Genomic DNA, 11,576 nt, shown 5'->3' with positions numbered 1-11,576 from the left:
CAACTGCGAACCATCCTCGGGAACCACGGCCGCGCGGTGAAGGAGGCACTTGCATGTCAGTCGGGCACACGGCGGTAACCACCCCCGGCACGGCGGCCGAGACCGCCGGTCCGCCCCCGGCCGGTACCCGTACGCCGGGCCCCTGCGCGGACGAGTACGACGACTGCGGCATCCGCGACGTGCTGGACCGCATCGGCGACAAGTGGTCCGTGCTGGTCATGGTGGAGCTGGCCAAGGGCGTGCGGCGCTTCCGCGAGCTGCAGCGCGCGATCCCCGGCATCTCGCAGCGCATGCTCACCCTCACGGTGCGCCGCCTGGAACGCGACGGGCTGGTGGAGCGGACCGTGCACGCCACGGTCCCGCCGCAGGTGGAGTACGAGCTGACACCGATGGGGCGCGGCCTGACCGCCCAGCTGCGCGCGCTGTTCGAGTGGGCGGGGGAGAACCACGCCCGGCTGGTCGCGTCCCGCCGCCGGTGGGACGCCGAGCACCCCGACTCCGAGGTGCACTGAGCGCTGCCGGCTGCCGCCGGGCCGCCGGCCGCCCGCCTTGGGCTGTTCGGGACCGTCCCGCGCCGAGGGCTCGGGGCCGAGGGGCGGGGCCGAGGGGCGGAGGACGCGGCCGGTCGCGCCGGAACGTACGGGGCCGGCCGCCTCGGCACGGTTGGCCGGGCTGGAGGCGGCCGGCCCCGGGGGACGCGACGGGGTGGGACTCAGGCGCCGGCGAGTTCGCGCGCGGCCGTGGGGGAGCTGTCCCGCAGGAAGGTCGCGCAGCGCTCGGCCTCGTCCTTCTCGTCGATCGCCGCGGCGGCCCGGCCCAGCGCGTGCAGGGCGCGCAGGAAGCCCTGGTTGGGCTCGTGCTCCCACGGCACGGGCCCGTGGCCGCGCCAGCCGCTGCGGCGCAGCGCGTCGAGGCCGCGGTGGTAGCCGGTGCGCGCGTAGGCGTAGGACTCGACGACCCGGCCGGCGGCGAAGGCGTCGTCGGCGAGTCGGGCCCAGGCCAGCGAGGAGGTGGGGTGGCTGGCGGCCACCTCGGCCGGGTCGGTACCGGCGGCGAGCGCCTCACGCGGCCCCGGCTCGTCCGGGAGCAGGGTGGGGTCGGGCTCGCCCAGGAGGTTCTGGTGCACAGACATGCGCCCAGTCTGCCCCACCCCGCAGCCCCGGAGAGCCCACCGCCCCGCCAGGCTGCCGCGAGCCCCGGTGGAGGGGGTGGGGGCACCGGGTGGGCGTGGGCATGGGAGGTGCGTGTGTGTGGGAGCGAGGTAGCCGATGCGGGTGCTCAGCGCAAGGAGGCGCCTGCCGCCTGTGGATATCTGCGAGCCCCCCTGGTCAACAGGGGTAGCCGGTGGGCGGGGTTCGGTGCAAGGGGGCATCCGTCGCCTGTGGATATCCGCTCGGCGGTCCTCAGCTCGGTAACACAAGCTCGACAGCCCCACCTCAGCGGCCTCAGCTCAGCGCCCCCACCCCAGGAACCCCACCTCAGCGGCCTCAGCTCAGCGGCCCCACCCCAGGAACCCCACCTCGGCGGCCACACCGCAGGGGCCCCACCCCAGGTCCCCCACCCCAGGAACCCCACCCCAGCGCCTTCAGCTCGGCGGGACGCGGACTGCCCAGCCGCCCTCGCGTACGGTCCACACCCGGGAGCGGACCGGTCCGGTGATCTCCCGGTCCGCCCGGTAGCAGAACGGCTGGCCGCTGATGCCGACGCGGCTGGCCTGGACGCGCACCGGTCCCTGGTGCGGGCCGCGGCGGACCACGACCTCGACCACCCCGTCGTCCGGTCGCGGCCGGGGCGCACCCTCCGGTAGGGACAGGTGGGCGTCGCCCGGCGGCAGCGTGTTGGCGAGCCCGACGCCGCGCACCGGGTGCGTCGGGTCGGCGAGTATCGTCCCGTCGGCCTCCACCCGCAGTCGGCGCCGCACGTAGGCGCCGGCGGGCGGCACGGCCAGGGCGCGGGCCAGCGCTCGGCGTCCGCCGTCGGCGCACTCGCGCAGCGCCTCGGCCAGCCGGGCGGAGAGCGCCGCGGGCAGCACTCCTGGCAGCACACCCGGCAGCAGGGCGGCGAACCCGCGCTCACCGGGCCCTTCCTGTTCCCGCTGGTGGTCCGCGAGGTCGGCGTCGTGCTCCCCGGCACGGCCGAGACCACGTCCCAGCCCGCGCCGGTAGCCGTCCCGGCCCGCCTCCGGGCCGTTCCCGCCCCGGCCGTCCAGCCCACTCAGCCCGCCCAGCCGACCCAGCCCGCCCCCGCCCGTTCCGTGCGGAGGGCCCAGTGGATGGCCCACTCCGTGGTCCAGCCCATGGTCCAGGCCGTGGCCCAGCCCGTGGTCCAGGCGATGGTCCAGGCGATGGTCCAGCCGGTCGACCGCGCCGCCGAGCCGCGGTTGGCGGGCGAAGGGGCACAGGTGCAGCGAGCCGAGCACGATGCCGCCGACGTCGTCGACCAGCAGGTCCAGCCGGCGGGCGACCCCGGAGAGGGCGACGCGCGCCGCGGCGGCCGGCTCCCGGGGCAGGCCGAGCGTCCAGGCCACCGTGGCCTGCCGCCGCGGGCCCACCGGGACGTGGCCGAGAACGGTCCCGCTCAGCTCGCGCCGCCGGTGGAGCACCTGGGCGATCTGGTGCAGGGTGTGGTCGTCGCCGATCGCGACGGGGTGGCGCCGGCCGCGGTGGGCGAGCACCCGTTCCAGTTCCTCACGGCCTTCCGGCAGCACGGTTTTGACGTCGGCTCCGGCGCCGAGGACGTCCCGGGCCACCCGTACGGACTCGCCGTCCACCGCCCGCGCGACCGGGTCGACCACCACCAGCAGCGCGAGCGCCTCCGACACGTCCGTCCTTCCTCAGGTAATCTCTCCACGCAAGAGCCCCTTGCGCGATCGCGTCAGGGGCTTGGTCCATTCCGGGGCGAGGGCGGGCCGGCGTCAAGCCGTCTCCTCGTCGAGAATGCCCCGGGGGAAAGGGGTGTACGCCTGTGCCGGCACTTGTGCTGCTCGGCGCCCAGTGGGGTGACGAGGGTAAGGGTAAGGCCACCGATCTGCTCGGTGGCTCCGTCGACTACGTCGTCCGTTACCAGGGCGGCAACAACGCCGGGCACACCGTGGTGGTCGGCGACCAGAAGTACGCGCTCCACCTGCTGCCGTCCGGCATCCTCAGCCCGGAGTGCACGCCGGTGATCGCGAACGGCGTCGTGGTGGACCCGTCCGTGCTCTTCTCGGAGATCGAGGGCCTGCAGGCGCGCGGCATCGACACCTCGCGGCTGATGATCTCCGCGAACGCGCACCTGATCACGCCGTACCACACCACCCTGGACAAGGTCACCGAGCGCTTCCTCGGCAAGCGCCGCATCGGCACCACCGGCCGCGGCATCGGCCCGGCGTACGCGGACAAGATCAACCGCGTGGGCATCCGGGTGCAGGACCTGTTCGACCCCTCGATCCTGCGGCAGAAGGTCGAGAGCGCGCTGGACTACAAGAACCAGGTGCTGGTGAAGCTCTACAACCGCCGCGAGATGTCCGCGGACCGGGTGATCGAGCAGTACCTGGAGTACGCGGAGGGCCTGCGCCCGTACGTCGCCGACACCACGCTGGTGCTGAACCAGGCCCTCGACGAGGGCAAGGTCGTGCTGCTGGAGGGCGGCCAGGGCACCCTGCTGGACGTCGACCACGGCACGTACCCGTTCGTCACCTCCTCCAACCCGACGGCCGGCGGCGCCTGCACCGGCTCCGGCATCGGCCCCACCCGCATCGACCGGGTGATCGCCATCCTGAAGGCGTACACCACCCGTGTGGGCGCCGGCCCGTTCCCCACCGAGCTGTTCGACGAGGACGGCGCCAAGCTGCGCGAGATCGGCCACGAGTACGGCGTCACCACCGGCCGTGACCGCCGCTGCGGCTGGTTCGACGCGGTGATCGCCCGCTACGCCACCCGGGTGAACGGTGTGACCGACTTCTTCCTCACCAAGCTGGACGTGCTCACCGGCTGGGAGCGCATCCCGGTCTGCGTCGCCTACGACGTGGACGGCCAGCGGGTGACCGAGCTGCCGACCACGCAGACCGACTTCCACCACGCGAAGCCGATCTACGAGACGCTGCCGGGCTGGAGCGAGGACATCTCCAAGGCCAAGACCTTCGAGGAGCTGCCGAAGAACGCCCAGGCGTACGTCAAGGCGCTGGAGGAGATGTCCGGGGCGCGCATCTCGGCGATCGGCGTCGGCCCGGGCCGCGACGAGACGATCCAGATCCACGACCTGCTCTGATCGATGCGCGCCGGCCCGCCGTCGCCGGGCCGGCTCCTCCGGCGGCGTCGACGCCGCCACCCCCGTCCGCGCGCCGGCTTGGCATGATGGGGGGCGGTCGTCGACGGACAGGTGGGGGAGGTGCGGCATGCCGTCCGGGTACGCGTTGGTGCACCGCAGCAGCCTCCGGGAGCAGATCGCCCGTGCGCTGCGGGACGACATGGTCACCGGCCGCCTGCCGGCCGGTGAGCGGTTCACCGTGCGGGACATCGCGGAGCGGTACGGGGTCTCGGCGACGCCGGTGCGCGAGGCCCTCGTGGAGCTGGCGGCGCTCCAGCTCGTCGAGATCGTGCACCACCGAGGCTTCCAGGTGCGGCAGCAGACCTGGGAGGACTTCGACGAGATCCTCGACGCGCGCCGGGTCCTCACCGAGGGCATGCTGGCGAGCCTGCCGGGGCGCGTGCCGGACGGCTTCCCGGAGGGCGAGCTGACCACCGTGCGCCGCCGGGCGATGGACGCGCGCCGCGCCGCGGAGGCCGGGGACGTGGACGTCATGGTGGTGTGCGACCTCAGGTACTGGTGGGAGCTGAACCGCCTGCTGAGCAACCGGCGGGTCGCCGACTTCGCGGACAACCTGCGGGTGCTGGCCTGGATGTTCCTGGTCCCGCGGGTGCGGCCGTTCGCCCCGCTGCGCGGGCACCTGTGGGGCCGCCAGATGGAGCTGGTCGAGGGGCTGCAACGCGGGGACTGGGCGGCGGTGGCGGAGGAGATGCGCGCCTACCACCGGTTCGCCGCCGAGGGCGTCGCCCCGCTGCGCGAACGGTCGGCGCCGTCGTCCTCCTGAGGGCCGGCGGCCGCTCGGCCGCTGGTCCTCTCGCCTGCTCGCCTGCTCGGCTGCTCGCCTGCTCGCCTGCCTGGCCCCTCGGCCACCGGTGGCTCGGCCACCGACCCCCAGCCACCGGCCCGCCTCAGACCAGGCCCAGGAACTCGGCGATGCCCCCGCCGAGGATGAGCGCCGTCACGACCGCGAGGAACACGCCGCATCCCAGGCAGCTGTTCGGATCCTGACCCCCCACTTCACGTGCCGTGCGGGGGCGGGCGCTCCGCTGCGGAGCGGGTGGTCACGGGCTCCGGTGCGCTCACCGTACGTCCCGGCGGCGTGGCGCCGGCGGCCGGTGAGACTCCCGTGTCTGGTGTGACGGGCGCGACGGGCGCGGATTGCCCGAGGAGCTGTGCCTCCCCAGAGAAGTGGCCACTTCACGTGTCCTATCGATCGCAGAGGGTACCGATCGCTGGACAGCATGTCGGGTCCGCCACCTCGGGTGCAAGGCGACTTGACATCCGTCGCTCGGCTTCCCACCAGCCACACCCGTCTCTCCCGGCTCACGAGAAACACGAGTCCCAGCCAGCTGGGGAGCGGTGGGAAGCCGATCCGGGCGTCAGCGCATCGGGGGCTCCGGCGGGCGCTGCCGCGGCATCATCGGGCGCATGCCGGGTGGCGGGTTCGGCCGGCTCCGGCCCTCGGAGTCACCGCGCCGCACCGGACCACCGGGCCCGGCCGCGTGCAGCGCGGCCGCCGTGCCACGGAACTCCCGCACCCAGTCCGCCGTCTCGGTGCGGATGATCTCCGCCAGGTCCTCGTGGAAGACCCGCAGCATCCGCAGCCGCCGCTCCACGACCTCCGCGGCCGACTCCTCCACCGGCCCGAGGACGTCCCGCACCATCTCGGTCTCCCACTCGAAACGCAGCGTGTCCAGCCGGCGCTGGACCGCCTGCGCGGTGGCGATGTCGCGCATCCACCCCGCCGTGAGGCCGAGCAGCCGGTCCAGGCCCAGACAGCCGGCCGCCAGACCGAGACCCGCGAAACCCCACAGCGCGACCGAGCCCGCCGCCCCGGCCGCCACCGCCGGCAACGGCACCAGCAGCCCGGTGGCGCCCACCAGCAGCGCGGCGGTGCGCAGCCCCTTGGCCCAGCGGCGCTTCTCCTGCCGCCCGGACAGGTACCACTCGACGGTGCCCAGGGCCTTGGCCTGCGTCCACTGGTACAGCGCCTCCAGGGAGTCGCCCGGCTGCTGCCAGTCACAGATGGGGTAGGCGTCCTCGGGCGGCGGGCCGCCCACGGGAGGCTGCGGTCCACCCGCCGGCGGCTGGACCGCGCTTCCCGCCGGGAAGGCGTCGTCCGGCCCAGCCCGCGGCGGCTGCTCCGGCCGCATGTCCGGATCCGTCACGGTGTTGCTCCCTACTCGAGTAGGCCTACTCGCCGCACACTGGCCTCCATTTCTTACCGCCGAATGGCTGACCAGGCGGTGCCCCCCAACTCCCCGACCCTGGTAAGTGGCAGCTCAGCGGGCAAGCGGCCCCGCGCGGTTTCACCCGTGGGAGTGGTTCCCCTCATCCCGGCAGGGGGCACTACGCTACGTGCGGTGAAGGTCCTCGTGATTGGCAATGGCGCTCGGGAGCACGCTCTCGTACGCGCCCTCTCCCTCGACCCAGACGTCCGGTCGCTGCACTGCGCGCCCGGCAACGCCGGCATCGCCGCGATCGCCGAGCAGCACCCGGTGGATCAGATGGACGGCGCCGCCGTGGCCGACCTGGCCGCCGAGCTGGCCGCCGACCTGGTGGTGATCGGCCCCGAAGCGCCGCTGGTGGCCGGTGTGGCCGACGCCGTCCGCGCCCGCGGCATCCCCTGCTTCGGCCCCTCCGCCGCCGCGGCCCGCCTGGAGGGGTCCAAGGCGTTCGCCAAGGAGGTCATGGCCGCCGCCGGCGTGCCGACCGCCCGCTCCTACGTGTGCACCACCGAGGCGGAGATCGACGAGGCGCTGGACGCCTTCGGCCAGCCCTACGTCGTCAAGGACGACGGGCTGGCCGCCGGCAAGGGCGTCGTGGTCACCGAGGACGTCGCGGCGGCGCGGGCGCACGCGCTGGCCTGCGACCGGGTGGTGATCGAGGAGTACCTGGACGGCCCCGAGGTGTCGCTGTTCGCGGTGACCGACGGGAGCACCGTGGTGCCGCTCCAGCCGGCCCAGGACTTCAAGCGGGTCGGTGACGGGGACAGCGGCCCGAACACCGGCGGCATGGGGGCCTACTCGCCGCTGCCGTGGGCGGACCCCAAGCTGGTCCGCGAGGTCACCGAGACGGTGCTGCAGCCGACCGTCGACGAGCTGCGCCACCGCGGCGCCGAGTTCTCCGGCCTGCTGTACGCGGGGCTGGCGATCACCTCGCGCGGCGTGCGGGTGATCGAGTTCAACGCGCGCTTCGGCGACCCGGAGACGCAGGTGGTGCTGGCCCGGCTGAAGACGCCGCTGGCCGGGCTGCTGCTGGCGGCGGCGACCGGACGGCTGTCCGAGATCGAGCCGCTGCGGTGGAGCGAGCGCGCGGCGGTCACCGTCGTGATCGCCTCGGAGGGCTACCCCGCGTCGCCGCGCACCGGTGACCCGATCGAGGGCCTGGAGGAGGCGGAGGCGCTGGAGAACGTGCACGTGCTGCACGCCGGTACGGCCCTCGGCGAGGACGGCGCGGTGGTGAGCGCCGGCGGTCGGGTGCTCTCCGTCACCGCGACCGGTTCCACCCTGGCCAAGGCGCGCCGCCGGGCCTACCGCGGGGTGGAGCGGATCCGGCTGGCCGGCTCCCACCACCGCACCGACATCGCCCTGCGCGCCGCCGAGGCGCAGGAGCAGGCCATCGCCGCCGCCGCGGCGGGCGAGGGCGGCGGCACGGAGGCCGGGCCGGCGACGGCTCCCGACGAGGCCTGAGCCCGGGCTTCGAGCCACAGGCCTTGGCCCTTCGTGCCCCGGGTCTTGGCCGTTCGTGTCCAGGTCTTGGCCCCAGGCCCGGCCCTGGAGCCTTGGCCCTGGTCCTGAGCCCGCAGGCCGTGAGGCTCAAGTCTGAGCCACGGGCCTGAGCCCAGGCCGTGACCCGTAGGCATGAGCCCCACCCGAGGGGGCGCCGCCCAGGCGCCCCCTCGGGGCTCGCACGGCGCGGGCTCGGTCGGCCCGGGCTCGCACGGCCCGGGGCCCAGGCTGGGCGCACCGGGCCGCCATGCCTTGGTGGTAATGCCTCGGACCCGCCGGGCGTGACGCCTCGGGCAGGCCGACAGGGCAGCCTTTGGACACCGTGCCAAGGGCAGGCCGGGATGTCATGCCTCAGGCAGGAGTTATCCACAGCCTGTGATCCCCCCTGTCGCCACGCCGAATTCTCGTGGAAGGCTTGAAATCGGGGGTCCCCCTCGGACCTCGGTTTTGTGCTGTGCACCTGCCAATCCGCCCGTGTCACTGCCACTCGCGGTAGCCCCCCGTGCTCCTGCGGCCCTCTGCGACCCGGTGCGGCACCCCCTCCGCGGCCCCGTGCGACCAGCCGAGCCCCGTGCGACCAGCCGTGTGCCCGGCGACCGTCCGCGCCCCCCGCGATCCGCCGTGTGCGCCCCGTCCGTTTCCCCTGCCCGCTGCTCCCTGTGGGGTGGGTGGGGCGGGTCGGCCGGGAGTGGTTGGGGGAACGGAGCTCTCCGTTCCCCCACCCTGGCTCTTCCGCACCGCCGGCGGCCCCAGGCGGGGGCGCGGGCCGGGAGGGGAACAGACGACCGACGGATTCATGTTCGTTCGTGCCCGCATATGGTTGACACCTGCCCGGCTCTGACAGAAGTCCGGGCGTTTTCGTGTGATCGTCGCCAGAACGCCGCACAGACGCACGGCGCGCGGCTGCCTGCCGCTTCGCACCCAAGCGTGAGTTGACGCGCGACGCGGCGAACCCAGGGTAGGGATGCCGCCAACTGCCCCTTCCGGACGGTGGACGGCGGCTCGATGTGCCATCGTCGACCGAACGGAAAGCACACGCACTTCCACCGCGACGGAGCGGGAAGGGCCGCGGGCAGTACCGGTACGGGCCGCGCGCGGCCGACGGTAACCGAAGGCGAGGTGAGTGGACGGTGAACGACGCCGAAGAGATCGCCCGACGCGGGCTCCGCGCGGCGCGGGCGCGTGCCGCGGCCATTCTGCGCCTGCGCCGCGCCGCCCTCACGGTCGTCTGGGCGAGCTGGGCGCTGGCTGGCGTGCTGCTGGTGGCGGCCCTGTGCGGCATCCTCGGCAGCGTCTTCGGCGCCGCCGCCGGTCCGGTCGCCTGGGCGGCCGCCTCCGGGTTCGTGGTCGCGGTCGCGGTCGGCTGGGTGGTGCTGTCGGCGCTGCGTCCGGCGGGCGAGGGACGATTCACGCGGCACGCCACCGGTTCCGCAGGCTCCGCCGGGGCCTCCGCGGTACCTGCCGGTGCCCCCGGCGCCGCCGATCCCGGTCGGCTGGGGACGACGGTGGCGCTGCCGCCCGAGTCCGCCCCCGAGCTCTACGCGCTGATCGGCGGGCTCGCGGCGGAGCTGGACGTGCCGGAGCCCGGGCTGATCGCGCTGACCCCCGACTGCGACAGTTGGCTGGACGAGACGCCGCAGGCGGCCGGCCCCGTCCTGGTCATCGGTTCGCCCTTCCTGTGGTGGATGCGTGTCGACGAGCTACGCGCGTTGCTCGCTCCGGTCGTCGCCGGCACCACCGCCGCCGTGGACCGGGACATCCAGGCCGCGCGGGCGTTCGTCCGCGACTTGGAGACCCACGGCCCCGTGGGGTCGGCGGCCGGCCGGCCGGCCCCCGGGCTGCCCGCCGCCGAGCAGGCCGCCGGCTCAGGCTCCGGCTCCGAGGGTTGGCTGCGACGTGTCCGCGCGTTCCTGCTCGCGCTGGGCTGCCGACCGCTGCCGGGGGTGGCCGCCGTACGCCGCCGACTCCTCCTGCGCTGCTTCCCACACGCCGCTGAGCTGGAACGATTCGTCGCGGCCTTCGCCTCCGCCCGCGCCCAGCTGGTCGACTACGGTCGGCGGGTGCGGGCCCAGGAGCAGGTGGGTCTCGCCTATGCCTGCTGGGACCGGCTGCTCACCCGGGTCGCCCTGCCCTGCTGGCAGCAGGGTCTGTGGCCCACCGGGCTGAACGAGGGCGTGGTGTACGCCCTCACCGAGCTCTCCCGCCGGGACCGACTCGCCGAGGGCTACGAGCGGCGGCTCGCCCGGCGGCCCGCCAGCGACCTGCTGGCCGACCCGGCGGACGTGGACGCCCAGGTCTCGCTGCTCGCCGCCCACCTCTTCCACGGCGGGCCGCTGCGCGCGCCGCTGGCCTGGGAGGACTACCCGAGCAGGGTCGTCGACCCGCTCTGGCGTCGTCGCGCTGCCGCCCTCGACGCCGCCCTGGACCGCCTCGACGGCCGCACGGCCGGCCCCGGTGGCCTCGGTAGCCCGGGTGGGCCTGGTGGTCGCCGTGGTGCCGGCCGCCCCACTCGTCCCGGCAGCATCACCAATGCCGGCGCATCCGCCGTACCGGCCGCGGCGTCCGCCACACCCGGCGGCACGGACGCGCGCAGCACCGTCGCGCGGCTGCTCCGCCCGATCGGCACGGGCGGCAGTGACCAACTGGCCGCCGCGCTCGCCGCCGAACTCCTCCGGGGGCGGCCGCACGGGGGATCGGGCCAGTACCCGGGGCTCGGGGACCAGACCGGGGAGGAACTGCTCGCCGACCACGTCCGCGCCATGATCTGCTGCGCCGCGGTGGACACCGCCGGGGCTCGCCCGGGTCTGGACTGGCTGGACGGGCCGGTGCTGCGGGTGGACGGCCGCCGCGCCCCCGGGTTGTCCTTCGCCGTGCTGCAGGCCGTGGAGGAGGGCGACCACACCCTGCTGCGGGCCTGGATGGAAGAAGTCGGTGTCCACCTGGAGGTCCCCGTCCGCCTTCCCGGCTGACGCGGCGCGCTCGGCTGGTTGACGTGGGGCGAGCTGCCTGGTTCTTCGCGACGGCCTCGCCCGATCCGGGGCGCCTTGGTTCTCCACTGGTTTTCCACAGGCTGATTCCGTCCCCTTGCTGTATTGCCCCGTGGGGTTGCCCCGGGGTACCCCTGGAACAAGGGGGCGTCTGGGTTGTCCACAGGTTTTGATTGCCCCCTTGCGCGGCATGCCCGCCTGGGTTACCCCTCGGACAAGGGGGCGCCGGGTTGTCCACAGCCTTGGTTTGCCCTCTTGCGCGGCGTGATCGCCTCGGGTTACGCCTGGGACACGGGGGCGTCTGGGTTGTCCACAGGTTCGGGTTCCCCCTTGCGCGGCATGCCCGCCCCGGGTTACCCGCCCCCGAACGCCCCTAACCCGAAACGGCCCCGCACCGAACCCCTCCGCCACCCCCGCACCAACCCCTCCTGACACCCCCGCCACCCTCCCACCCCCCGCCCCGGCACCCCGAGGCATCCCTCCGCCACATCCCGCCGCATCCCCCGCCGGCCCCCCGAGAGGGCCCCGCGCCACCCCCACTGGCCACGGACGCCAGCCCCGGCACGCGCCC

At 74.6% G+C, this 11,576-nt stretch carries 8 protein-coding genes; 5 read left to right on the top strand and 3 right to left on the bottom strand.

Translation table 11 applies throughout. The features are described from left to right. Window positions 1-53: 53 nt before the first annotated feature. Window positions 54-512 carry a winged helix-turn-helix transcriptional regulator gene (locus FHU37_RS10915; protein WP_179814002.1) on the top strand — a complete coding sequence of 153 codons (459 nt, stop codon included), beginning with the start codon at window positions 54-56 and terminating at the stop codon, window positions 510-512. A 200-nt stretch (window positions 513-712) separates the two neighbouring features. Here the strand turns inward: FHU37_RS10915 and FHU37_RS10910 are convergent, their stop codons facing one another. Both FHU37_RS10910 and FHU37_RS10905 read right to left on the bottom strand, forming a co-directional pair. Continuing rightward, window positions 713-1,132, bottom strand: coding sequence for a DUF3151 domain-containing protein (locus FHU37_RS10910; RefSeq protein WP_179814001.1), 420 nt, complete (start codon window positions 1,130-1,132; stop codon window positions 713-715). A 453-nt stretch (window positions 1,133-1,585) separates the two neighbouring features. Further along, window positions 1,586-2,821 (bottom strand): diacylglycerol kinase family protein, encoded by a 1,236-nt coding sequence (locus FHU37_RS10905; protein WP_179814000.1) that lies wholly within the window; start codon window positions 2,819-2,821, stop codon window positions 1,586-1,588. A 143-nt stretch (window positions 2,822-2,964) separates the two neighbouring features. Between FHU37_RS10905 and FHU37_RS10900 the strand changes: the two genes are divergently transcribed. Further along, complete coding sequence (locus FHU37_RS10900; RefSeq protein WP_179813999.1) at window positions 2,965-4,248, top strand: adenylosuccinate synthase; 1,284 nt, start codon at window positions 2,965-2,967, stop codon at window positions 4,246-4,248. Window positions 4,249-4,375: 127 nt separating this feature from the next. Beyond that, entirely contained in the window at window positions 4,376-5,071 is a 696-nt protein-coding gene (locus FHU37_RS10895) for a GntR family transcriptional regulator (protein WP_179813998.1), read from the top strand. A gap of 595 nt (window positions 5,072-5,666) precedes the next feature. Here FHU37_RS10895 and FHU37_RS10890 read toward each other — a convergent pair. Continuing rightward, window positions 5,667-6,455 (bottom strand): SLATT domain-containing protein, encoded by a 789-nt coding sequence (locus FHU37_RS10890; protein ID WP_179813997.1) that lies wholly within the window; start codon window positions 6,453-6,455, stop codon window positions 5,667-5,669. Window positions 6,456-6,650: 195 nt separating this feature from the next. Here FHU37_RS10890 and purD point away from each other — a divergent pair, with 195 nt between their 5' ends. Beyond that, window positions 6,651-7,979, top strand: a complete 1,329-nt coding sequence (purD, locus tag FHU37_RS10885) for a phosphoribosylamine--glycine ligase (RefSeq protein WP_179813996.1) — start codon at window positions 6,651-6,653, stop codon at window positions 7,977-7,979. Window positions 7,980-9,148: 1,169 nt separating this feature from the next. Then, window positions 9,149-10,987: a M48 family metalloprotease gene (locus tag FHU37_RS10880; RefSeq protein ID WP_312892547.1), complete on the top strand. Its 1,839-nt coding sequence runs from the start codon at window positions 9,149-9,151 to the stop codon at window positions 10,985-10,987. Window positions 10,988-11,576: the final 589 nt, after the last annotated feature.

Source organism: Allostreptomyces psammosilenae (assembly GCF_013407765.1).
Classification (GTDB): domain Bacteria; phylum Actinomycetota; class Actinomycetes; order Streptomycetales; family Streptomycetaceae; genus Allostreptomyces; species Allostreptomyces psammosilenae.
The sequence above is the reverse complement of the archived record's forward strand: the minus strand, read 5'-3'. Positions and strand labels throughout refer to the sequence as shown.